This window comes from Paenibacillus amylolyticus, assembly GCF_036894225.1.
Lineage (GTDB): Bacteria > Bacillota > Bacilli > Paenibacillales > Paenibacillaceae > Paenibacillus > Paenibacillus amylolyticus.
Window position 1 is genome coordinate 3,594,073 of sequence record NZ_CP145892.1, and the last position, 24,181, is coordinate 3,618,253.

Genomic DNA, 24,181 nt, shown 5'->3' on the forward strand with positions numbered 1-24,181 from the left:
TGTAGAAAAGAATAACCCATACACTACTTAAGCTATTTTCTATTATACGAGAGTTATCTTTATTTCATAGAACGAATGTACTATTACAATTATATGAGGAGTGTAGCTGGAATGAACAAGCAGGGGTTCAACCCATATCTTCCATCCTGGGAGTACGTACCTGATAGTGAGCCTTATGTATTCAATGAAAGAGTGTATGTGTATGGTTCACATGACCGTTTTAACGGACATGCCTTCTGTCTGAACGATTATGTATGCTGGTCTGCACCGGTGAATGACCTGGGGAATTGGAGAAATGAAGGGGTGATCTACCGAAAAACAGATGACCCGTTGAATCCGAATGGCCATATGTGCTTGTATGCGCCAGATGTTACGCTGGGTCCTGATGGGCGGTATTATCTGTATTATGTGCTCGATAAGGTACCCGTTGTTTCGGTGGCTGTATGTGATGCACCTGCTGGCAAATATGAATTCTATGGTTATGTACAATATGGCGACGGCACTCGTCTGGGCGAAAGAGAAGGGGACGAGCCCCAGTTCGATCCCGGCGTGATGACTGAAGGACAGCACACTTATCTGTATACCGGCTTCTGTGCGGCCGGAGACCAATCAAGACATGGCGCGATGGCCACGATGCTAGGTCCGGATATGCTGACGATTGTAGAAGAACCCATATTCGTAGCACCGAGCGAGCCTTACAGTGAGGGCAGCGGTTATGAGGGCCATGAATTTTTTGAGGCGCCTTCCATTCGGAAGAGAGGTGATACCTACTATCTGGTGTATTCCTCCATCGTTATGCATGAATTATGTTATGCCACCAGTCGATTTCCAAATAAAGGATTTACATATCAGGGCGTCATCGTAAGCAACTGTGATCTCCATATCGACTCCTACAAACCTACTGACAAACCCATGTATTATGGAGGCAATAACCATGGCAGCATTGTGGAGATCAACGGAGACTGGTATGTCTTCTATCACCGTCATACCAATGGGGACGCATTCAACCGGCAGGGCTGTATTGAGAAGATATCTTTTGAAGAGGACGGCAGCATTCCTCAGGTGGAAATGACCTCCTCTGGTCCAAGTGGGAGACCGCTTGAAGGAAAAGGCGAGTACCCCGCATATCTTGCATGTAATCTTTTGACCAAAGATGATCAGAAGTACACTGGAGGTTTCGGGGCAGGAGCCTGGCTGGACAGCCGCTTTCCAAAGATCACCCAGGATGGTAGAGACGGTGATGAAGAAGTCGGATATATCGCCAATATGGTTGAATCCGCAACGGCAGGTTTTAAATACTTTGATTGCCGAGGAATTCGCCAGGTCTCGATCAAGGTACGGGGATATTGTCACGGGGTATTTGAGGTCAAAACCGCATGGAACGGTCCTGTCCTGGGTACAATCCCGGTACATTTCACCAATCATTGGAAACCCTATTCAGTCGAGATGACCATTCCGGATGGTATACAGGCTTTGTATTTTACGTACAGAGGTTCTGGAAGTGCAAGCCTTGCATCATTTATTTTAGCGTAATCCTCAAACACATGATCTGAGCAATCCAGACAAAACAAAGCAGCTGCTGGTCATCCAGTAGCTGTTTTGTTGACCGATCAGCCTATGCGGCTCAGACAATTGGGGGGGTTATGATTAAACTTTTAGTCATCCACAACGTTGGCTTCTCCTGCCTGCTGCGAATGGCTGCGATATTCGCTTGGCGCGATGCCTGTCCACCGCTTGAACTGGCGGCTGAAATGCGCATTGGTCTTATACCCCAGCATCATCGCAATATGGTCTATGTTCAAGTCGGTTTGCTTTAACAGCCGCTGCGCTTCGTTCAGAAGGGTTTCGGATAGAAACTTGCGTGGAGCGATGCCGTATACCTCCCGAAAAATACGATTAACCTGTGACGGGCTTATGCTCAGCGATTTGGCAATGTCCTGAATCCAGGTTCGATCGCTCTCCTGAATTTCCCCGTGAAGATGGATATACCTTACCGAATCCTCAATGTGCTCAGCAATCTGATGGGCAATGGTTTCTTTTCTCGACAACGTAACGGATGCTTGCTGAGATAACTGACCGACCAGGGAACCGAGCAGTTCAAACACGGCGGCGTGTACCTTCATTTGTTTGGAGGAAGATAGCGAGCTAGACAAATGCTCTGTAGCCAAACTATACAAGGTAGACAGGGAAGGGGAGAGCCCCAGAGCCAAATTCGAATTTGCCGGATAATAGATGTCTTTGCAACGGTTAAGTTCTCTGCAAAAGGATGTATCGTGTATGCTGAAATGCACGGAAAAATAAGTGAACCCCTCCGGTCCGGCTCCGGTGCAAGAGTGGGTCATACCAGGCCGGATGAACAGAAGGTCACCAACCGACTGACGATAAGACTGCCCGTTGACAACCATGTTCATCTGCCCGTCCATCATCCAGTGGACTTCATACATTGAATGTTCATGAGACGGATAAGTCCAGCTGGAATCTACCTTTCTTGCATGCAGCCCCAATAATTGAAAAGACATGCGAACATCGGGTAGACGACCTAAATACACAGCATCCGAAAGCTTGGTCACAGCAAACCAACCCCCTTGTACTATTCTATATGCCAACATCCTGTCATCGGATTGTCCTCGTAAATTATCTTTAGTTTAATGGATCTAACCTCATCTTAACAGAAAAAAATGCGTGAAAAGGGTAAATCGTCGGAGTGATTAGAACATCGTCATGAACCATAGCGGGTGCTATGGTAGTATTATCAACCCGATGGGGAAAAATGGAGGCAAGCCTGAATGAGAATTATTCGATTTCTGGACGGACAACAGAAGTGGCTGGCAGCCGTTACGGATGATGAACAAGCGTATCGTTTGCCACAAGCAGATTTTATGACTTTGATCCATCTAGCAAGAAAGCAGGGGATTTCTCCAGTTCAACTTGTTGAAAGCGCTTTTAAACCGTTAAACAAGTTAACTGACGATTGGACTTCCTTACATCTAATCACTCCATTGGAAGCTCCGGAAGTATGGGCGGCGGGTGTGACTTATCAGCGCAGCCGGGAAGCGCGAAATTATGAAGCAACGGAAGGCAAGCTGGATGCAAAGACCTTTTACGATAAAGTTTACGATGCCGAAAGGCCGGAGATCTTTTTTAAATCTACAGCAGCCCGCACCGTCGGGCCCAATGAGGCTGTCACACTTCGCAGCGATTCCAATTGGCAGATCCCTGAGCCGGAGCTGGGGTTGGTGCTTTCCGGGGATGGCAGCATTGTGGGATACATCGTTGGCAATGACATGAGCTGCCGCGATATTGAAGGGGAGAATCCGCTATATCTACCGCAAGCAAAAATGTGGCGCAATTCCTGCTCGATAGGGCCAGCCATTCGTCTAGCGGAAACGGTGCAGAATCCATATGCGTTCAACATCGTCTGCGAAATATATCGCGAAGGTGAAATAGTTGTCAAAAGCGAGGCAAGCACAAGTGAGTTAAACCGAAAACTCGATGAGCTGGTCTCCTTTCTGGCCAGAGATAACGATTTGTTTGACGGTACGGTGTTATTGACAGGTACTAGCATCGTGCCACCCAATGATTTTACACTTGCACCAGGGGACCGCATTGAAATATCCATTAGCGATATCGGGACACTTATTAATCCAGTCATTTCAAACTAATGTACAAGGAGGATGAATACAATGACCACATTTCAGGTAGAGCAGACATACAGCAATTACATTAACGGAGAATGGGTAAAGGCGACATCCGGTGAAACCGAACCGAGCATCAACCCGGCGAATCGGAAGGAGGTAGTTGGCTACGTACCCACCTCAGGCGTAGAGGATCTGAACCGGGCTGTTGCAGCCGCGAAGGAAGCAGCAAAAGATTGGCGGAGGTTATCGGGCGCGGAACGCGGAAACTATCTATTTCAAGCAGCCAATGTGCTGGAACGCCGGGCCGATGAAGTTGCAGAGGCGATGACCAGGGAAATGGGCAAAACACTCCCAGAAGCTAAAGGAGAGACACTGCGCGGTGTAGCAATCTTAAGGTATTACGCCGGAGAAGGCATGCGAAAAACCGGGGATGTCATTCCATCAACGGACAGCGAAGCACTGATGTTTACGACTCGCGTACCCCTTGGCGTTGTTGGGGTTATTGCTCCTTGGAATTTCCCGGTAGCCATTCCGATTTGGAAAACGGCTCCGGCCTTGATTTACGGCAATACGGTTGTGTTGAAGCCTGCTCAGGAAACTGCGGTCACTGCGGCTAAAGTAATGGAGTGTTTTGAAGAGGCGGGCATTCCGGCAGGCGTTCTTAATCTGGTATGCGGCAGAGGCTCAGTGATCGGATCTGCACTTGCTGAGCATCCGGATGTGGGCGGAATAACGTTCACAGGTTCCAATGAAGTGGGCAAACGGGTCGGCGGCGCAGCACTGGCACGTGGGGCCAAGTATCAACTTGAAATGGGTGGGAAAAACCCGATTATTATCGCGGCTGACGCTGACCTGGATTTGGCTGTGGAAGCCACGATCAGCGGTGGGTTGAAATCGACCGGGCAAAAATGTACGGCCACCAGCAAGGTCATTATTGAACGAAAAGTATACGATGCCTTCAAAGAAAAGCTGCTCTCGCAAATCCAGGAAATTCGGCTGGGTGACGGCATGTCTTCTGGAAGCTGGATGGGTCCATGTGCAAGCGAAGGACAGCTCAATACCGTGCTGAGTTATATTCAAAAAGGCCAAGATGAAGGTGCCGTTCTGCTCACTGGCGGAAAAAGAGGGGACGGTCCGGGACTGGAAGAGGGATTCTATGTGCAGCCGACCGTATTTGAAGGGGTCGAATCCCATATGTCCATCGCCCGGGAAGAAATTTTTGGCCCGGTTCTGGCCTTGATTGCGGTAGATTCCCTGGAGGAAGCGATCGAAGCGGCTAATGATAGCGATTATGGCTTGAGTGCTTCCATCTATACACAGAACGTCGGAGCCATGTTGTCTTTCATCCGGGACATGGATGCAGGACTGGTCAGAATTAATGCAGAAACAGCCGGCGTAGAGCTGCAGGCTCCGTTTGGCGGAATGAAGATGTCAAGTTCACACTCCAGAGAACAGGGGCAAGCGGCTATCGAGTTTTTCACGGCAATCAAAACGGTCTTTGTGAAGTCATAAACTGTGGGAGGCTATCATGTACGAACAGATTACGTCGATTATGGGAGAGACCGCGTCCAACTGCTTCGATATCATAGCACATGCTCCAGGGGCTGCCGGACGTCTACCTTTAACGGATGATTTGCTGCGGAATGCTCCAAGCGGCGACTTGTTCGGCATGTCCCAGAATGTTGGAATGGGCTGGAAGCCCGGGGAATTGAACGGAAAACAATTTCTGATCTTGAGTACACAAGGTGGCATACGCAATGAAGATGGCAGCCCCGCAGCACTCGGTTACCATACGGGCCACTGGGAGGTCGGCCTGCTGATGAAGGCTGCCGCAGAAGAACTGTCAAGCCGGGGAGGAATCCCGTTTGCTGGATATGTCAGCGATCCGTGTGACGGCAGATCACAGGGGACAACCGGCATGTTTGACTCGCTTCCGTACCGGAACGATGCCGCTATGGTATTTCGCAGACTGATTCGCTCGCTGCCAACTCGTAAAGGCGTGCTTGGTGTCGCCACTTGTGACAAAGGTCTTCCAGCGATGATGCTCGCACTTGCCGGCATGCCGCAATTGCCTGGTGTAATCGTTCCCGGTGGCGTCACACTTCCGCCTACCGACGGAGAGGATGCCGGTAAAATTCAGACCATTGGTGCACGGTACGTCAACGGGGAACTTTCTCTGGAAATGGCGTCGGATTTAGGATGTCGAGCTTGTGCTACACCGGGAGGAGGCTGTCAGTTTCTAGGTACCGCGGCTACGGCCCAGGTTGTAGCAGAGGCACTGGGTATGACAGTGCCACATGCCGCGCTTGCACCTTCCGGGCAGCCCATCTGGTTTGAAATGGCGCGCCAATCGTCACGTGCACTCATCCATATGGAGTCACAGGGGATGAGGATGGCAGACATTGTCACCGATGCATCCATTCGCAATGCGATGACCGTTCATGCCGCGTTTGGCGGATCGACCAATCTGCTTCTTCACATACCGGCGATTGCCCATGCCGCCGGTTTAACCGTACCCACGGTACAGGACTGGATACAGGTCAACAAAAATGTTCCAAGGCTGGTTAGCGCCCTGCCAAACGGACCGATCTTTTATCCGACCATACGTGTCTTTCAGGCAGGAGGTGTACCGGAGGTCATGCTACACCTCAGACAGCTTGGTCTGTTGGATGAGTCTGTACCAACGGTTACAGGTACTTCATTGGGTCAGGTACTGGACTGGTGGGAATCGTCGGAACGCCGTCATCTCATGCGGAAGCAGTTAAAAGAGCAGGACGGCATCGATCCGGACAGTGTCATCATGAGTGTAGAACACGCTCAGCGGCTTGGAATCTCATCGACTGTAACATTTCCAACCGGGAATATCGCTCCAGAAGGTTCTGTCATCAAATCTACCTCTATTGATCCTGCTGTGCTGGATGAGCATGGCGTATACCGTCATCGTGGCAGAGCAAAGGTGTTTACCACTGAACGTGAGGCGATCCATGCGATTAAGACCGGAGGTATTCTGGCTGGCGACGTTGTTGTGCTTCTCGGGCGAGGTCCATCGGGAACTGGAATGGAGGAGACGTACCAGCTTACATCTGCGCTTAAACATTTGCCTTTTGGCAAATACGTGTCACTGATTACGGATGCCCGGTTCTCCGGTGTTTCCACCGGAGCGTGTATTGGTCATGTTGGCCCCGAAGCGCTGGCAGGCGGACCGATTGGCAAGCTGCGGAACGGAGACCTGATTGACATCACGGTTGATCGTAACACGCTGGAGGGTAGCATTAACTTTGTCGGAGAAGGCGATCTGGAGTTTTCGCCGGAAGAAGGTGCTCTCATCCTGGCACAAAGGCCCTTTCATCCAGATATGAGGCCTGATGAAGCTTTGCCGGATGATACAAAGCTCTGGGCTGCATTGCAATCGGTCAGCGGTGGGACTTGGAGAGGGAATATATATGATGTCGAGCGGATCGTAACCGCCCTGGAAGCCGGCAAAAAAGCGCTGGGCTGGTACTGATATCCACCTTTTGTGTATCTGTTGTTGTACAGATCATTACTTTCATACCGGAGGTTTCTTCCATGAATAAGACCAAGAAAATGATCACCAATCCCATCCTTCCCGGTTTCCATCCCGATCCGTCCATCTGCCGAGCAGGGGAGGATTATTATATCGCCACTTCCACCTTTGAATGGTTCCCTGGTGTACGGATTCACCAGTCCCGGGATCTGGTTCATTGGCGGCCCATCGCTTCTCCGCTGACTCGTGTAACGCAGTTGAACATGGAGGGCAACATTAATTCCGGAGGCGTATGGGCACCCTGTCTTAGTTACAACAACGGTGTGTTTTACCTGATATACACCGATGTCAAAAGCCGGGTAGGCGCTTTTAAAGATACCCACAATTACCTTGTGACAGCAACGGATATCGAGGGACCTTGGTCCGAGCCGGTTTATCTGAACAGCAGCGGTTTTGATCCTTCCCTGTTTCATGATGAAGACGGACGTAAATGGCTGGTCAATATGATATGGGATCACCGTAAGGGCAAAAATCGGTTTGCAGGCATCGTTCTTCAGGAATATTCCGTCCAGGAACATAAGCTGATCGGACCGGCCGTTAACATATTTAAGGGAACAGAATTAGGCCTGACCGAAGCACCCCACCTGTATAAACACAACGACTATTATTATCTCATTACGGCTGAAGGTGGAACCGGTTATGAGCATGCGGTTACCGCAGCACGTTCCCGTACGTTACAAGGTCCTTATGAGGTCGATCCTGTCAATCCGATCCTCACTTCATACGGCAGACCAGATTTAGCTCTGCAAAAGGCAGGCCACGGTAGTCTGGTCGAAACGCATACCGGCGAATGGTACATGGCTCATCTGGTCGGACGACCCGTTCAGCACAAATATTGCATTCTTGGACGTGAGACCGCACTTCAGCCATGTACGTGGAGTGAGGACGGCTGGCTGAGACTTGCGAGCGGTGACCGATATCCGGAGGTTCAAGTGCCTGCACCGATGATCCAGTCCCATCCGTTTGAGCCGATTGCTGAAATGGATCATTTCGATCACTTTGAGCTTCTGCATGATTGGAATACACTTCGCATTCCACCCGATTCAACTTGGCTCAGCTTGACGGAACGTCCCGGTTACTTACGCTTGCACGGCATGGAGTCGATGAGTTCAACGCACAGGCAAAGCATGATCGCACGGAGACTTCAGGCCTTGGAGTGTGAAGTCGAGACGTGTCTGGAATTTACGCCGGACCATCCACAACAAATGGCAGGATTGATTTTGTACTACGATACCCAGGACTATCTCTACTTACGTGTAACTTATCATGAAGAGAAAGGGCTCTGCCTGGGGATCATTCAGTCCAAATACGGGGTATACGACGAACTGCTGGAGGATATTCCGCTAGAGTTGGTGAGCACGCTCCGTTTAAAGGTTGTGGTGGATCAAGATCGCGCCCGCTTTTATTATGCGTTAAATACTGATTCATCCTGGAATACAGCAGGCGAGTGGGTTGATATCACACATCTGTCCGATGAATCTCCAGAGTATATCCGGTTTACGGGAACTTATATCGGTCTTTGTGTGCAGGATCTAGGTGGAACCCGAAAACATGCCGATTTTGATTACTTTAAATATAAAGAAACAAAGCATGTAGCTGGTGTATTGGAAAACATGTGATGGTCTTTTTGGAAGGAGCAGAGGACCATGAAATGAAATTGGGTAGTATAGCAGCAGAATAGAGGAATACATGCTCACAGAAGAAATGGATGATGGGATAGTGCGGGGCGGTAAGGCTGCGTGGAATTGTGACGATTCTGCTGGGGCTGGACTTCGAGACACTTCGTACATTAACATAGATGGAGTGAGTCAAAGATCGGTACAGTAATGTACCGTTTTTTTTGTGTTTAGAGAGATTGTTTTGAGATAGTACTTGATAGAGGTGATCAAGCATGAGTGATTATTCGAAAGACAAACCGTATACAAGCTCCCGATCTGATATTCAAAATGTTCTGCGTGATTCTCGTCTGCCTGCTTTGATCTGGGGTATTCTGATTTATTTTTCTGCATTGTACTCCCAGCTACCGATGTTGCCCACATGGTTTGAATTTATGATGTTTACAGCTCTCATTCTGGTTCACGTTCTGCTGCATTGGTATGCAGGATACGTTGTCGATCGAAGACCCTGGATTTATTTTGTGACACAAGGATGTATTGTCTGGGGGTGTGCGTTATTCATGCCTAATGCTCATTCTCTCATTTTTGTAAGTCTATTGACGGCTTTGGCCGGTCAGAGTATTGGCGTATACGCTCAACGGATGAAGGTGCTTCTGGTATGTACCTTTTACTGTACCTTGTTTTCTGCCTCCCTGGTTTGGCTCGGGACTACCGAGGATTTGCCATCTACAGTACCATCGCTCTTCTTCATCATGTTTTTCGTAATCGGCTATGCTGCTTTGTTCTATAAACAAGTTCGTGCCAAATTGCGGACCCAGTCGTTTTTACGTGAATTGGAACGAGCGCACAGGAAAGTGGAGGAGCTAACGATTGCCAATGAACGTCAAAGGATGGCCCGTGATTTACATGATACCCTTGCACAAGGGCTGGCAGGTCTTATCATGCAGCTTGATGCCGTGGATGCGCATTTAGAAAATGATAATAACCATCGTGCCCACGAGATTGTTCAGTTGTCAAAAGCCCAAGCAAAGCGCACGCTTTCAGAAGCGAGAAGCGCAATTGACGACTTGCGTTCGTATTCTGCAGAGGTCATAGATATTTCTAAAGCAGTGAAGGAAGAGGCTGAACATTTCTCACATATAACAGGGATTCGTGTTGTCACTCGGTTATCGATGCCCCATCTGGTGGTGCCGAAGTTGATCTTCGAACATAGCTTACATATCATCCGAGAATGCTTGGCCAATACAGCTAAATATGCTAATGCTACGAATGTAGAAATCGTGGTTGCTGCACGGGAAAAGGAAGTCGAGCTAAACATAACGGATGACGGAATAGGGTTCGATACCAACCTCATCGAGAGACAATCCGGTAGTTATGGTTTAATTGGTTTATATGAACGAACTCGAATTATGGACGGGGAGATCGAAATTGAAAGCGGAAAGCAAGGAACCCAAGTTTCTGTTCGCATCCCATTACAGCAGGAGGAAACCAACGCATGACTATCAAGATTCTTATCGTGGACGACCATTTCGTCGTTCGGGAGGGACTTAAGCTGATCCTGGAAACCAATCAAAGGTACGAGGTAATTGCAGAAGCATCTAACGGTAAGGAAGCGATTCGACGGGTAGATACTTACAATCCGGACATAATTCTATTGGATTTAAACATGCCTGAAATGGGCGGCCTGGATACCATGACAGCGCTCAGAGCTAAAGGAATGGATATACCGATCATTATTTTGACTACATATAACGAGGATGAAATGATGATCCGCGGGCTGGCTTTAGGTGCTAAAGGGTATTTGCTAAAGGACACGGGAAGAGAGATGATATTTCGCTCGATTGATGCAGCGATGCGGGGGGAAACGTTGCTACTTCCGGAGATCAGCGAGAAAGTATTTGCTCACAAGACATCAGAAAAGGCGAAAGAGTCATCCTCCGCGAGGATATCTCTTACAGACAAAGAGCTGATCGTGCTTCAAGCAATTGCCCGTGGCTCTCGAAGTAAAGAGATCGGCTTTGATATGGGCATATCCGAACGGACTGTAAAGACTCATTTAACGAGTATTTACAATAAATTGGGTGTGGATTCGAGGTCGCAGGCCGTCGCCGTCGCCGTAGAGCGTGGAATATTGCATTTATAATCAAACATTTCATAGATTTGCCCGATCGTACACTTGGGTCTTGCCCTTTTGTACGATTTTTTATTTTTCTCATCCGTTTATGATAGTTGCATGAATACAAATTGGAGGAGAAATGATGAAAAAAAGACTGACAACGATTCTAGCAACTGTTCTCTCACTGACCATGCTCTCCGCTTGCAGCATCACTAATAGCGGGACTTCAACACAGGAGGAAATTCCGAAACCTGAAAATAACGTTGCTTCCGCACAGAATGAGTTTCCGAAACCAATGGGAAGTTATACGGTCGGGCGTACACAGATGGACTTCAAGTACACAGCATCAGACCAATCAGAAAGAGAACTGACAGCATTATTTTTCTATCCGTCCGACAGCAATGAGGGCAAACCAACGGCAGAGTATGCATTTCCGGAGTTTCATTCACTGAGGGATGAGCTTTTGGTTAGATTAGGGGGCACCGCGGGTGGTGAGCAGCTTTTTGATTCCAATTTCAAGACATGGTCTTACGACGATCTGGCCTTGTCTGAAAAGGAAAAACAATATCCGGTTTTATTCTTTGTTCATGGCGCAGGCGCTTACCCACAGCAAGGCACTTTGTTCGCACAAGACCTGGCAAGCGCCGGCTATATTGTGGTATCCATCGGCCATGCCGAAAGTGGCGTGTACAAACTTAAAGATGGACGAACGATGGGTATGTCAGAGAAATTTATGGACGAAGTAACGAAATACGGAATGGAAGCGGCCACCCTAACCCCACCTGAAATTGTGACAGAGAAGCTTGAGGAAGAAGAAGCTATTGAGATTGCTCGCAAATTAACTTCCGCGCCTGAAGCAGTCAAGTTTGCTAACTATGCCGTTTTACAGAGCGAGGATATTCGATATGTTGCAGATAACTTGTACAAAATGAATACAGGTGACATGGAATCTATGTTTAAAGGCAGATTGCAGCTTGATCTCGGTATGGGTGTGTTCGGACATTCTTTTGGAGGAACGACAGCGGCAATTGTTAGCCGTGACGATGACCGATTTGTCGGCGCTGTAAACCTTGACGGTAATATGTTAGGTGCCTTGGATAGTCATTTTAAGAAACCCTTCATGCAGCTCAGCACTGTACTTGCCTATAATACGAATGCATTTCTTCTTGAATCCAACAGCAAGGACACCTACTTTGCCATTATTGATAATGTAGTCCATGGTGACTTCTCCGATTCCTTGTTTACAACTACGGATAAAGCATCCAGAGGAACCCGGGACGCGATGGAACAGCGCAACATTATCACTTCTTATACAAAGGCGTTCTTTGATAAATATATGTTGAAAAAGGATGCGGATATTGATAGCCTTACCTTTGACGGCGTAGAGATGATTAAAAAACCTCAAAAGCCTTAGTATTGATTTGCCTGAATTTCGGGAGGGTTTATCGCGTAATAAAAGGAGAGAACCGGGTGGTCGGATTTAACTGCACGTGATTCAACTCTGATCTTGAAATTAAAATGATAAAGAGACCTTACTTTTGCTTTAAAACGTTAAGGTCTTTTTATCATTTGGGGAAATATATTTCGAATGAGAGAATGATACATAACTTAAAATAGTTCATATTTAATAAGTTTTAATCATTGATTTGTTCAATACTCACAACCGTTCTAATGGGTGGCGAGGGTTCTAGTTGGTCAAAGCCAGTAGTAATTCTTACTCTTTGCCCTACCTCAATTGTTTCATATGTTTCTCTATTGACCAAATAATACGAAGCTTCCTGGTCTTGTGCTAATTCTATAAAATCCTCAAGATTTCCATTCTCCAGGTCTTCCTTACTTACATTTTGAAGAACAAGGAATTTGTACTTGTCATTTTCATCTGTTTTAAATACTACAGTGCCCTTGAAAACTGGATAATTCTCTTTCTCATCCTTGTTAGAACAGCCCGAAAGTATAATCATACTAATGAAGATAAACAATATTATTTTTTTCATAATGACCTCCTTGATTTGAAATAAAGTTTTCCCCTTGTTTTTAAGTATACCCTACGTAAAAAAAGCAAATTATTACTATAAGGTAATTCATACGAAAAAAGTATGCAACATGGCATGAGAATTCCTTTAAATAATAAGTCCCTAGAGTAGAAAAAACAAAAAAAGAGGTCACGATGATGGATATCCTAAAATGGATTCAAAGCTGGTATTATGAAAACTGTGACGGTGATTGGGAGCATTCATACGGTGTGCGAATTGATACGGTGGATAATCCTGGTTGGTCTGTCGAAATCGATTTGACGGATACCTATTTAGAAGATGTGCCATTTGATTCGATTGAAGAAGAGAGAAATGAAGAAGATTGGTTCTACTGTATCGTGAGAGATGGAGTGTTTCACAGTGCAGGGGGAGCAAAAAATTTAGAAGAAATGCTTAATTGCTTCAAAAATTGGGCTTCAAGTTTGGATAGAAGTTAATAATGCACTAACCATCGGGAGTAATCTAAGGAGAGAACCAGATGTATCTAAAAGAACTCAATTTGGATTTACCGTATATTGTAGATGATGAAAATATTGAATCTATAATAAAAAAACAAAAATGTGAGTACAACGAAGCAACAAAATTAGATTATGCGTTGAATTGGAAATGGAAAAGACGCTCTTTTAGTTTGGAAACTCGCTGTATTACAGCGATGTATGAACGTCTGTTGGGGAAATACAAAACGAAAGATTGTTGGAAAGTCCTAATAGATTGTGTAGAAAACATTACGGATGAACGTATTGTTAACGATTCTGGTGTGTGTTCGGTACCGATCCAATTTAGTTTGAATGACTTTAGTGGAAAAAATGAGTTGGAGAAAAAAAAGGCTACGCTTCGCCTGCTAATGGAAGGCATAGAGAAACTTGCTCTACGTAATAATTGGGATATTGATCCATTTAGGGAGATAGCTTTGCAAATAGAGGAGTTAGATTATGTAAATGAATGGACTTGGAAAAAAGACGTGAAGAGCCCTAATAAAGAGTACAATGCTAGAGTCATTTGTCATCATAATGTAGATAGCATGGATATATTCCTATCTATTTTACAACGTGATGGTACGCAAGTACATTTAGAGAAGGTCATATCAGAACAACCAGATGAATTTGCCTATGCTGAACATCTAGGTGAACTTACATGGGTATCTGATTTTGAAGTTGCTTTAATTAATAAAACTGGTACTGAAAAGTATTCTGCAACCCTGAATAATTAATACGCTGTTAAAACTTCCACTTAGAAGACTAGGTCGAATAAAAAAGAAATAGTAAAGGATAAAATAATGAAAAAAAGAGTTTCGGTGAAGATAGGAGATGTCTTCTCAATAAAACTAAATCAGGATTTGAATTGTTATGGACAAGTTGTTTCTGAAGGAAGAATATCAGATTGTATGATTGTATTTGATTTGATATCAATGGAACACCCAACAGTAAGTGAGATCACTTCTAATCCAATCATTTTCTTATTACAGACTGTAAACTCCAGGATTGAAGATGGTATCTGGAAAGTGATTGGTAATGCTCCAATACCTAGGATGACATTTCCCATGTACAAAGAGGAAACTGAAGATGGATATACATTGGTAGATCATAAGGGTGATATTGTGACTGAAAATCCCAGTGCTTCACAGATTGAAGTTGCCTCCGAACTGGAGTCTTGGTCACCTGTTAGTTTAGAAAAAGCAGTCATTGCTAGATTTGTAACTGGAGAATGGGACCCGTATTATAATGATTTAATTTATATAGAGTAGTCTATGTTCAATGGTCTAGAGAAAAGGACATAGTCCGTTTACCGCTTGGGCTTGTATCTAATTAATTTTCACTTAGGCATGCATGTACCTTGAGGATTTTATTCCTCTCGTGTAAATGCATGCCTGTTTTTTTTATTTGTGCTGTAAATCCCTTGTGATTTTGCGTCCTGTTGGTGTCTGGGCATGTCCCTGAGTAATCAGGAGCATCTGCTCCATCTGCAACTAGCCTGTTATCTAAGGCAGACATATCGTTCATCGTGATGTTCACAAATCAACTTACTCGAGATCATGATTCAAACGTGTTACCGACATAATGAAAAGAGTGAATATGCGTTTTGGTGAGTTCAATCACGTTTTTGATAAATGCCTCGCGTGATTCACGATATCCGCTTAATATCCAATTGTTTAGTAGTCCAAAAAAACCGTAGGCGGTATAGTACTTGAAATAGTCCATGTTCACTGGGGAGTTGTTGATCGTCTCAAAGACAAATTGCTCCTGATAGATTTTGAGTATGGTTTGTGGAAAGCCTGTATGTAAACCGGGTAACGTATCATCGTATTGAATCAACTCGAAGAAGTCACGGTGTTCGTAGATATAATCCACGATTTGAAAAGATTCGGCATCCAGCTTGTTTGTTGAAACCTTTTGACCGTGCCAATAAGGTTTGCCTACTGCGCCCCTCAATCCTTCGAGTGTCATAATTAACAACTCTTCGGCGAGAATATATTTATCCTGGTAGTGTAAATAAAACGTGCTGCGATTATAACCCGCCTGATCAACGATGTCTTTGACAGAAACACCATGGAATCCTTTTTTCTTAATGAGCTGAATCAGAGCAGTTTTTAGGTGCTCCTTGGTTCGATTACGATGTTGAGATGTCACAATAAGTTCATTATTCATTCAAAAAAACTCCTATAAATATAGACATAGTTTTATAAAGTGTCTACGAGGTAGACACTTGGTCACATCTTAATGATTGGATTGTTACAATTTTAAGCATAGAATTAGTTTTGTAAACATCATATAGCACTATTTATATAGGCGTTATTCAAAATATTATACTGGGGGATTTATTCATGGGCAAACTTCAAGATAAAGTTGCAGTCATCACAGGAGGAGCATCCGGGATTGGCGCAGCGACAGCTCGCTTATTCGTTTCCGAAGGAGCTAAAGTGGTCTTGGTGGATCTAAATGAAGAAAAAGGCAAGGCGTTTGAGCAGGAACTGAAAGCGCTTAAAGCAGAGGCTCTCTTTATTAAAGCAAACATAACAAGTGAAGAAGAGGTTTCTGAGATTTTCAAACAAACCGTAGAAGCATTTGGTCAAGTCGATATCGTATTCAACAATGCGGGAATCGGACGTGTTCATCCTACGCATGAGCTTGATTATACCGAATGGCGCAATACAGTCAATGTTGATCTGGACGGCGTATTCTTGGTTGCACGTGAAGCGATTCGCGAAATGCTCAAAATTGGTGGAGGTACAATCGTCAACACGGCTTCCATGTACGGATGGGTTGGTTCACCTGGCTCTGCAGCCTACAATGCAGCTAAAGGCGGCGTTGTGAACCTGACTCGTTCGCTCGCGCTGGAGTATGCTGAGCAGAATATTCGGGTGAACTCCCTTTGCCCAGGCTTTATCGATACACCGATTATCCCGGAAGAGAGCAAACAAGCACTTTCAGCGGCAACACCAATGAAACGTCTGGGTCAAGCAGAAGAGATGGCCAAAGCCGTTCTGTTCCTAGCTAGCGACGATTCTTCATATATGACAGGAAATAGCCTGATCATAGACGGAGGATACACCGCTCAATAAGTGCAGCAAATATCGAAGCACACAAAGAACATATTTCCATTAAAAGTCGCTATTCTAGCGGCTTTTTTTATTGTATTGGTATAAGAGCAGTTCCCAATCCAAAGACGACTAGCAAACGGCGGTTCGGTTATTCATAATAGATGGCCTCATAAGGAAACTCTAACTTATTCAAGCGATATTCTTTGGGAGACATGGACATATATTGCCGAAAAACTTTGCCGAAATAGCTGGGACTCTCAAACCCGCATTGTTGACCAATCTGAGAAATCGGAAGTTCCGTTGTGCGGAGTAGTCGGATTGCAACCTCAATGCGTCTGTCTTTGAGATAGGCTAGCGGTGATGTTTTCTCGGATTTCTGAAATAACCTGCACAAGTAGTGTTTATTGATATCGCAATGGCTGGCTAGAAGATCCAACGTCAATGGAGATGCATAATTCTCTCGGATGAACTTTTTACATTTCTCAATCGTTGTTATGGATAGGGCACCGATATCCTTCTCCGCATCCCGACTCGTCTGTACCAGGATAAGCAACCACCGATAGATTTGCATGGACAAGCGATACTTGTCCGTAACCTTCTCTTGATGAATCAAATGGATAATTTGCCATAACTCTTGAATCAAGGGAGAGTCCGCGTTTCGTCGAATGACATGTCCCTCATTATCATGCATCATATCCCAAATTCGGTTAGCTTCATCCCCGCGAATGTTGATCCATATAAATTCCCATGGTTCGTTGTTCTCTTGTTTATAGTAATAGCAATGTTCTCCTGCAATTTTGACAAGTAGGGCATGTCCCTTCGGTAAAGGGAGCGTTTGATTGTCAATATCCAGATAACCCTGGCCATTAAGCGTGTATTGAAAAACGACGTGCCCCGGGTCCGGTCTATCATCACTTGGACAACGATATTCCTCGCTAGAAACGATCTGCCATCCAATAGAGTCCAGTGTCATGATTGATGTATCGTCATTACGAAAAGCATAAGAAACCGTATGAACCATCGTTTCATCTCCTTCCTAAAAAAGTCAATTATCTTATATAATACGTCACATTTTTTAGATTGTCTGTCTTTTTTTAGACCTGTAAGATAAATGAAAGCGGTAACATAAAAAGGAGGTGGCTGTAAATTGTGTTCATATGACAACAAGCTGGGCAGGATCGAACTGATGATTCTAAAAATGAATTTTTAGATAAGGGGGAGTTAATCGAATGATCCGAAGAACTGTTTCCATCCAGAAATCGATGTTTGTATCTTTTTTAGCACTCCTTATGGTTATTTCACTGGCTGTCCCTCCGGCGCCAATACGTGCAGAGTCATCAAGCAGCCTGCCGGGTCGCCAAGCAGAGTATCTTAACCGGGGGTTGGTTGCGGTTCTTGTAGACAACGGCGTTTTTCTAAGCTGGAGGTATTTGAACAACGACCCAGATGATATCGCTTTTAATATATATAAAAATGGAATCAAAGTGAACGCATCGCCCATAAGCGATGTGACGAACTATGTGGACACCACTGGTTTCGACAGCTCGCAATATCAGATCTCCACCGTTATTGCAGGCAAAGAGCAAATGCAGCCGGAGGTTGTATCGGTCTGGCATAACGATTATCTGCCTATTCCGCTCGATAAACCGGCCGATGGCCGGACTAAGGATGGTGGAACCTACTCCTATTATGCAGGTGACGCTTCCGTAGCTGACTTGGATGGGGATGGCGAATATGAAATTGTTTTCCTGTGGAGTCCGAGCAATTCCAAGGACAATTCGCAGGCCGGTTATACCGGCAATGTGTATATCGATGCTATCAAACTGGATGGCACAAAGCTGTGGAGGATTGACCTGGGTGTCAACATCCGCGCCGGAGCGCATTATACGCAGTTAATGGTGTATGACCTCGATGGCAACGGAAAGGCCGAGGTTGTTGTCAAGACGGCGGACGGCACAAAGGACGGCCAAGGCACGGTCATTGGTGACGGCACGAAGGATTATCGCAACGACGGCGGATACATACTCTCAGGTCCAGAATATCTCACGCTGTTTAACGGTGAGACTGGCGCGGCTGTATCTACCGTGAACTATGATCCTCCAAGAGGCAACGTCAGTGATTGGGGTGACGGCTATGGCAACCGTGTAGACCGTTTCCTTGGCGCCATCGCTTATCTGGACGGTACGAAGCCAAGTGTCGTGATGAGCCGGGGTTATTATACCCGCACAGTGCTTGTTGCTTATGATTATGTTGGCGGGGAACTCGTCAAACGCTGGACGTTCGACACAAACGAAGCAGGATCACAATATCAATCACAGGGAAACCATAATCTAAGTGTGCTGGATGTCGACAAGGACGGCAAGGACGAAATTATGTTTGGCGCCTTGGCCATTGATGATGACGGCAGCTTGCTGTACAGCACTGGACTCGGCCACGGTGACGCCATGCACGCCGGCCAGCTCGATCCGAACCGGGAGGGCTATCAGGTCGTAAGCGTGCATGAGCATTCGGATGCGGCATACGGACTGGAGATGCGCGATGCAGCAACAGGTGAAATCCTCTGGGGTGAGAAAACAGGTTTTGACACCGGTCGCGGGATGTCGGCGGACATTGATCCGAACTATCCAGGTTACGAATCATGGGCCACGACCGTTACCAACGGGCAAAGTGTACCTGTAACCAATACCTATTCAGCAGCCGGAGAGGCTATCTACACTGTGGAGGAAGGGCCCAAAACCGCCAATTTCGCCATCTGGTGGGATGGAGATCTTCAGCGGGAGCTGTTGGACCATGAGTGGGATAATAGCACAGCCAAAGGTATTCCACTCATCTATAAGTGGGATTACCAAAACAAAAAGCTGAATGAAATCTTCCGGGCGACCGGTACGTTAACGAACAACCATACCAAAGGCAATCCGGCACTTCAGGCGGACATTCTGGGCGACTGGCGTGAGGAGCTTCTGCTGCGGAGCGAAGATAGTTCGGAGTATCGTCTCTACACAACGACCATTCCTTCAGACTATCGCATCCCTACGCTGATGCAGGACCCTGTGTATCGACTTGGCGTAGCCTGGCAAAATGTAGCCTACAACCAGCCGCCTCATACCGGCTTTTATCTTGGAGCGGAAGCTACAGCATTCCCTAAAGCCGATCTGACTCTGACCCGCGAAGCTGAAATGCTGGAGCCGGTCTACCGCTTTAATTTCGGTACAGAGACTGCGTCAGGAAGTACGAACATACAGGATACGCTCTACGCACAAGATCCGGGATACGGCTTCAAGGATACAAGTGATGTTACGGTAGGGGCAAACCAGGTCTCGGTCGCTACAGGTACGACATTTGCTGTTGACCTGCCAAATGCCAACTATAAGGTGACGCTGCGATTGGGCAATGATAAAAAAGACTCGAACGTTGGAGTCAAATCCGAATTCGTCCAGAAGCTCGCCTTAACCAATGTGAAAGCAGGAGCACCACTGCAGTATTCCTATGATGTTGCATTGGTGGATGGACAGCTCGATCTTCTCTTCACGGGTACAGCCATAGACATCCAAGACGTCATCATCGAGAAATATCCAGAGAAAGCGGCTGGTGCGGCAACGACGATCTATATGGCTGGTGATTCAACCATGCAATCTTACAGTGAAGCGCAGGCTCCTCAAGAAGGATGGGGGCAGCAGTTCGGACGTTATTTCTCCAATGGGGCAGTCGTCGTGAACGATGCGATCGGTGGCCGAAGCAGTAAATCCTTTATGGTAGACGGTCGTCTCGATACGATCCTGCAGCGAATTAAGCCGAGGGACTTCTTCTTCATTTCCTTTGGTCATAACGACGCGAGTGCAGGGATACCGGACCGTTACGCATCACCGGAGGACTATAAGATTTACTTGGCTCGTTATGTAAACGGTGCCAAACAGCGCGGCGCCACACCGGTATTGCTGACTCCGGTTGGACGCAGAGATTTCAATACAGTGACTCAGGAATTCAACGTCAGTTTCCCTGCCTATGTGCAGGCTGCCAAAGAAGTGGCTGAAGAGCAGGACGTGCCGCTGATTGATCTCAGCAAGTTGAGTATTGCTTACTACGACAAAATTGGAAATACAGCTACGGAAAAAGTGTTCCTGTATGCTAATCCGGGTGAATATCCAAAATACCCGAATGGGATCAACGATAATACGCATTTCAGCAGCTATGGTGCGCAGAAAATAGCCGGACTCGTTGCTGGTGCAGTCAAAGACATGGAGCTGAGCATTTCATCACTGGTCATCGACCCGGATATTTCTGAGCCAGAACCAGAGCCGGAAGCCCAGCTATATGAGGAGGACTTTGAAGGCGACGCTGCCAACTACCAATATGCGATGGTCAATGCCACGGGTATTGCAGGAACCATGACAGGAACCGTTGTTGAACAGTCTGGAAATAAGGTACTGTCCGTCGCGGGTTCCGGATCGGGTAATCGGGCCAAGGTATTCCGTCTGTTCGATGCCGTAAACGGCGATCAAGTGAACGTGAATTTTGACTGGCAATCCGGTAATGTGAGTGCCTATCCATCAGAAGGTCACCTCACAATACAGGATTCTAACGAAAATGCCCTGTTCACGCTGTATACCAAAACCGGAAGCACCAAAATTCATTATTTTGTCGGTGCATATAACCCAGACTACGGCACAGGGGATACAGCCATACCCGAAGGGGGAACGGCTACAGATATTTCCAAGAACCAGTGGGTCAATGTGGATGCAACCGTTAATTTTGCCGAGAAGACATTGGATCTGACATTAACGAACCTAGCCGATCCGACAGTTACCCAAACGATTGCAGATATCTCGCTGAGTTCCGGTGCATATGCGGACAACGTCAGATCCATGCGGTTCCTGGGAACGAGAAAAGGCGGTGGAGGCACGTTGAACTGGACTACCCAGATCGACAACGTGCGGATTGAAGGCACTCAGCTCTCTTCGGAGAGTGGCGATCAGACGGCCTTAATCGCTCTGTACGATGAGATCAAAGCACTGAATCTGTCGGATTATACAGATGCATCGAAGGCCGTGGTGAACCGGGCTTTGGCAGCTGCGGAAGCTATATTCAATACGGAAGCCACGCAAGCTCAAGTTGACCATACGTTTAACATGCTAACTGTTGCGAAGGATTCATTGACAAGTGAACCGAGCGAAGAGACAAGTGAATACAAATTTGACTTTGGTGCCGGCAGCGCAGCCGACGGATACATCAAGGTAGATGCCAAAAGAGCGTACATTGAAGGCAACGGGTACGGTTTTGCCGATACTGCACTCACCAAAGATGAGAACCGGAAAACCGGAGATTTGCTCAAGGAAGATTTCACACGAGTAAACGGTACCTCTTTCCTGGTGGAAATGGAGCCGGCGAATTACCGGGTAACGATGACCATCGGGGATGCGGAGGAATTGACCAGCGCAAATGTCGTTGTAGAACAGATGACAAAGCTGCCGCTTACAAGCATTGCCAAGGGCGAATTCAAAGAAATCACGTATGACATTGCCCTGATCGATGGGGTCTTTAACTTCAATCTCACCGGAAATGCACCGAAGATCAATGCGCTGAAGCTGGAGCGTTTGCCAGATCACAGTGCAAGCGATAAACCTGTTATTTATTTGGCCAGCGATTCCACTGTGGCCAATTACGCGGAGAACTACCGTCCGCAAGCGGGCTGGGGAGAAACGTTAGGTGGATTTTTTGATCCAAATGAAGTCAGTATTGATAACCGGGCAGTTGGAGGTTTGAGCAGCAAAACCTTCCTGGTCGGTGGATATCTCAACGATATTTTACTCGACATTCAAGAAGGCGATTATCTGTTCATGCAGTGGTCTCATAATGATTCCACACCTTCACGTCCAGAGCGTTATCTTACGCCTGAGCAATTTAAGGTATATCTAAAAGAATACATTAACGGTGCTCTGCAGAGAGGGGCAATTCCAGTTCTGGTCACGCCAGTGAATCGTCGTGATTTTACCGGAGAGGTGCTAAATAAAAGCTTCCCGGAATACGTACAGGCGATGAAAGAAACGGCGCAGGAAACGGAAACGCTTATCATCGATCTGAACCAAGCCAGTTGGGAGCATTTCCAGGAGCTTGGCACAGAAGGAACCAAATCGATATTCATGTGGGTAGGCACAACGGAAGACAATACACATTTGCAAATGAACGGTGCAATCAAGGTGTCTGAACTCGTAGCACGCCTTGTGAAGGAATTGAATATACCTTTATCTGATTTTGTTACGTTGGAAGGAGAATCTCCGGAGCAGGAGGCCCCGCATACTACGGCAACTGTGGAAGGAGAATTGCAGAACGGCTGGTATACTTCTCCGGCACAAGTAACCTTCACAGCAAGCGATGAAGATTCCGATATTGAAGGGACCTATTATCAAATTAATGGTGGCGAAACGGTAAGTGGTACACAGTTGACTCTAACTGAAGAAGGTACACATACCATCACCTACTGGAGTGTCGATGTCGACGGTAACAAAGAGAGTGAACAGTCTTTGTCCATATCCATTGATCTCGTACCTCCAACCATTGAAATTCATGGTCAAACCGAGTACACCATTGATCAGCAGGTGGAAATTGGCTATACAGCCTCCGATTCGGTATCCGGTGTAGAAGAACCAGAGGGTGTGCTTCTCGACACTCCTGCGTATACATTGGAACCCGGACTGAACCAGGTTACGGCAACCGTCTCCGATTTGGCTGGGTGGGAACAGACGGTAGAATATAGTTTTGCAGTTATTACTACATTCGACAGCCTGATTAATCTGACCAACACCTTTGCTGATGAATCGATCGATCCTAATGCCAGCATTCTTGCTGATCAGCTCACAAACACGTTACAGCAGGCCAAACAGGCAGCAAACGATCGTGAAGGAGCAAAAGCGCGTCAATTGCTTGCAGCCTACGCTAATGACGTTCAAGCAGTTAGAGGAACCGTATTTACGGATGAGCAGACAAGTGTGCTGATTAAGTGGGAGGAATGGCTCCATCAGACAACGCCACTTGCAAACGGTGCCCCAGGTACTCCGGTGTTATCTGATAATAATGGTTACGTCACGGGGCTCAAAGACGGAGACTATACAATCACTATGAATCTGTGGTGGGGGAATAACGGCAATCAGTTCAAGCTGTATGAGAATGGTGAATTGATTAAAGAAATTTCTCTGGTCGATCAATCCCCGTCCGCCCAATCTGTTCAAGTTGATATTACTGGAAAGAAAAATGGCACCTATATCTATACTGGAGAATTGATCAATGCACTGGGTTCAACCATGAGTGTTCCACTGACAGTCATCGTCACGGATGCTTCCCCGGGGCAAGCTGTTCTGTCGAACGACAACTGGGATGGTGACGGCAACTATAATGTCACCATGAATCTGTGGTGGGGAACAAACGCAACCGAATACGAACTTTACGAAAATGGAGTATTGATTGACACACAATCGCTGCAATCTCATTCTCCTGTTGCACAGTCTGCGGTTACCTCAATCTCTGGAAGGGTACCTGGAATCTACGAGTATGAAGCTGTACTTCGTAATTCTTCAGGGGAAACCAGATCACACAAATTAAATGTGACGGTACGAGAGTAGACTGAAATGTTCGAGCATTCCATTAACAAGAAGTGATACAACTGAAGTAAGGTACGCATACA

At 46.4% G+C, this 24,181-nt stretch carries 17 protein-coding genes; 13 read left to right on the forward strand and 4 right to left on the reverse strand.

The features are described from left to right. Positions 1 to 111 precede the first annotated feature (111 nt). Positions 112 to 1,533 carry a family 43 glycosylhydrolase gene (locus V6668_RS16000; protein ID WP_338706088.1) on the forward strand — a complete coding sequence of 474 codons (1,422 nt, stop codon included), beginning with the start codon at positions 112 to 114 and terminating at the stop codon, positions 1,531 to 1,533. Between the two features lie 122 nt (positions 1,534 to 1,655). Here the strand turns inward: V6668_RS16000 and V6668_RS16005 are convergent, their stop codons facing one another. Continuing rightward, positions 1,656 to 2,570 (reverse strand): helix-turn-helix domain-containing protein, encoded by a 915-nt coding sequence (locus V6668_RS16005; RefSeq protein ID WP_076327521.1) that lies wholly within the window; start codon positions 2,568 to 2,570, stop codon positions 1,656 to 1,658. Positions 2,571 to 2,786: 216 nt separating this feature from the next. On the opposite strand from V6668_RS16005, the gene V6668_RS16010 reads away from it, so the two are divergent. The 7 genes from V6668_RS16010 to V6668_RS16040 all read left to right on the forward strand — a co-directional run bounded on the left by V6668_RS16010 (position 2,787) and on the right by V6668_RS16040 (position 12,349). Then, entirely contained in the window at positions 2,787 to 3,662 is an 876-nt protein-coding gene (locus tag V6668_RS16010; protein WP_338706089.1) for a fumarylacetoacetate hydrolase family protein, read from the forward strand. A 21-nt stretch (positions 3,663 to 3,683) separates the two neighbouring features. Beyond that, positions 3,684 to 5,150 carry an alpha-ketoglutaric semialdehyde dehydrogenase GucD gene (gene gucD, locus V6668_RS16015; RefSeq protein ID WP_036671416.1) on the forward strand — a complete coding sequence of 489 codons (1,467 nt, stop codon included), beginning with the start codon at positions 3,684 to 3,686 and terminating at the stop codon, positions 5,148 to 5,150. Positions 5,151 to 5,166: 16 nt separating this feature from the next. Next, positions 5,167 to 7,143: a YjhG/YagF family D-xylonate dehydratase gene (locus V6668_RS16020; RefSeq protein WP_338706091.1), complete on the forward strand. Its 1,977-nt coding sequence runs from the start codon at positions 5,167 to 5,169 to the stop codon at positions 7,141 to 7,143. A 62-nt stretch (positions 7,144 to 7,205) separates the two neighbouring features. Next, positions 7,206 to 8,822 carry a glycoside hydrolase family 43 protein gene (locus V6668_RS16025; protein WP_338706092.1) on the forward strand — a complete coding sequence of 539 codons (1,617 nt, stop codon included), beginning with the start codon at positions 7,206 to 7,208 and terminating at the stop codon, positions 8,820 to 8,822. Positions 8,823 to 9,094: 272 nt separating this feature from the next. Continuing rightward, on the forward strand, positions 9,095 to 10,318 hold the full coding sequence (locus tag V6668_RS16030) for a sensor histidine kinase (RefSeq protein ID WP_036671421.1): 1,224 nt from the start codon (positions 9,095 to 9,097) through the stop codon (positions 10,316 to 10,318). After that, complete coding sequence (locus V6668_RS16035; RefSeq protein ID WP_036615473.1) at positions 10,315 to 10,962, forward strand: response regulator; 648 nt, start codon at positions 10,315 to 10,317, stop codon at positions 10,960 to 10,962. The genes V6668_RS16030 and V6668_RS16035 overlap by 4 nt, the downstream gene beginning before the upstream one ends. A gap of 112 nt (positions 10,963 to 11,074) precedes the next feature. After that, on the forward strand, positions 11,075 to 12,349 hold the full coding sequence (locus V6668_RS16040) for a choline esterase (RefSeq protein WP_235193830.1): 1,275 nt from the start codon (positions 11,075 to 11,077) through the stop codon (positions 12,347 to 12,349). A 220-nt stretch (positions 12,350 to 12,569) separates the two neighbouring features. On the opposite strand, the gene V6668_RS16045 is transcribed toward V6668_RS16040, so the two are convergent. Next, positions 12,570 to 12,929 (reverse strand): DUF3221 domain-containing protein, encoded by a 360-nt coding sequence (locus V6668_RS16045; RefSeq protein ID WP_036671424.1) that lies wholly within the window; start codon positions 12,927 to 12,929, stop codon positions 12,570 to 12,572. Positions 12,930 to 13,102: 173 nt separating this feature from the next. On the opposite strand from V6668_RS16045, the gene V6668_RS16050 reads away from it, so the two are divergent. The 3 genes from V6668_RS16050 (at position 13,103) to V6668_RS16060 (ending at position 14,712) form a co-directional block, all read left to right on the forward strand. Further along, positions 13,103 to 13,405: an immunity 53 family protein gene (locus V6668_RS16050; RefSeq protein WP_235193831.1), complete on the forward strand. Its 303-nt coding sequence runs from the start codon at positions 13,103 to 13,105 to the stop codon at positions 13,403 to 13,405. 41 nt (positions 13,406 to 13,446) lie between these two features. Continuing rightward, on the forward strand, positions 13,447 to 14,178 hold the full coding sequence (locus V6668_RS16055) for a hypothetical protein (protein WP_338706094.1): 732 nt from the start codon (positions 13,447 to 13,449) through the stop codon (positions 14,176 to 14,178). Between the two features lie 66 nt (positions 14,179 to 14,244). After that, on the forward strand, positions 14,245 to 14,712 hold the full coding sequence (locus V6668_RS16060; protein WP_084650243.1) for an Imm26 family immunity protein: 468 nt from the start codon (positions 14,245 to 14,247) through the stop codon (positions 14,710 to 14,712). A gap of 286 nt (positions 14,713 to 14,998) precedes the next feature. Here V6668_RS16060 and V6668_RS16065 read toward each other — a convergent pair whose 3' ends face one another. Then, positions 14,999 to 15,613 (reverse strand): TetR/AcrR family transcriptional regulator, encoded by a 615-nt coding sequence (locus V6668_RS16065; RefSeq protein WP_338706095.1) that lies wholly within the window; start codon positions 15,611 to 15,613, stop codon positions 14,999 to 15,001. A gap of 176 nt (positions 15,614 to 15,789) precedes the next feature. On the opposite strand from V6668_RS16065, the gene V6668_RS16070 reads away from it, so the two are divergent. Further along, positions 15,790 to 16,527 (forward strand): SDR family NAD(P)-dependent oxidoreductase, encoded by a 738-nt coding sequence (locus V6668_RS16070; protein ID WP_076317783.1) that lies wholly within the window; start codon positions 15,790 to 15,792, stop codon positions 16,525 to 16,527. 127 nt (positions 16,528 to 16,654) lie between these two features. On the opposite strand, the gene V6668_RS16075 is transcribed toward V6668_RS16070, so the two are convergent. After that, entirely contained in the window at positions 16,655 to 17,527 is an 873-nt protein-coding gene (locus V6668_RS16075) for a helix-turn-helix transcriptional regulator (protein WP_036671442.1), read from the reverse strand. 208 nt (positions 17,528 to 17,735) lie between these two features. On the opposite strand from V6668_RS16075, the gene V6668_RS16080 reads away from it, so the two are divergent. Further along, the gene (locus V6668_RS16080; RefSeq protein ID WP_338706097.1) at positions 17,736 to 24,119 is read left to right on the forward strand and encodes a GDSL-type esterase/lipase family protein; all 6,384 of its coding nucleotides are present in this window, start codon (positions 17,736 to 17,738) and stop codon (positions 24,117 to 24,119) included. Positions 24,120 to 24,181 lie beyond the last annotated feature (62 nt).

Coding starts and splice junctions, on each gene's coding strand:
- V6668_RS16060 (WP_084650243.1), top strand. CDS start 14,245: ATGAAAAAAAGAGTTTCGGTGAAGATAGGAGATGTCTTCTCAATAAAA.
- V6668_RS16020 (WP_338706091.1), top strand. CDS start 5,167: ATGTACGAACAGATTACGTCGATTATGGGAGAGACCGCGTCCAACTGC.
- V6668_RS16030 (WP_036671421.1), top strand. CDS start 9,095: ATGAGTGATTATTCGAAAGACAAACCGTATACAAGCTCCCGATCTGAT.
- V6668_RS16070 (WP_076317783.1), top strand. CDS start 15,790: ATGGGCAAACTTCAAGATAAAGTTGCAGTCATCACAGGAGGAGCATCC.
- V6668_RS16055 (WP_338706094.1), top strand. CDS start 13,447: ATGTATCTAAAAGAACTCAATTTGGATTTACCGTATATTGTAGATGAT.
- V6668_RS16080 (WP_338706097.1), top strand. CDS start 17,736: ATGATCCGAAGAACTGTTTCCATCCAGAAATCGATGTTTGTATCTTTT.
- gucD (WP_036671416.1), top strand. CDS start 3,684: ATGACCACATTTCAGGTAGAGCAGACATACAGCAATTACATTAACGGA.
- V6668_RS16000 (WP_338706088.1), top strand. CDS start 112: ATGAACAAGCAGGGGTTCAACCCATATCTTCCATCCTGGGAGTACGTA.
- V6668_RS16040 (WP_235193830.1), top strand. CDS start 11,075: ATGATGAAAAAAAGACTGACAACGATTCTAGCAACTGTTCTCTCACTG.
- V6668_RS16010 (WP_338706089.1), top strand. CDS start 2,787: ATGAGAATTATTCGATTTCTGGACGGACAACAGAAGTGGCTGGCAGCC.
- V6668_RS16035 (WP_036615473.1), top strand. CDS start 10,315: ATGACTATCAAGATTCTTATCGTGGACGACCATTTCGTCGTTCGGGAG.
- V6668_RS16045 (WP_036671424.1), bottom strand. CDS start 12,929: ATGAAAAAAATAATATTGTTTATCTTCATTAGTATGATTATACTTTCG.
- V6668_RS16050 (WP_235193831.1), top strand. CDS start 13,103: ATGATGGATATCCTAAAATGGATTCAAAGCTGGTATTATGAAAACTGT.
- V6668_RS16025 (WP_338706092.1), top strand. CDS start 7,206: ATGAATAAGACCAAGAAAATGATCACCAATCCCATCCTTCCCGGTTTC.
- V6668_RS16065 (WP_338706095.1), bottom strand. CDS start 15,613: ATGAATAATGAACTTATTGTGACATCTCAACATCGTAATCGAACCAAG.
- V6668_RS16075 (WP_036671442.1), bottom strand. CDS start 17,527: ATGGTTCATACGGTTTCTTATGCTTTTCGTAATGACGATACATCAATC.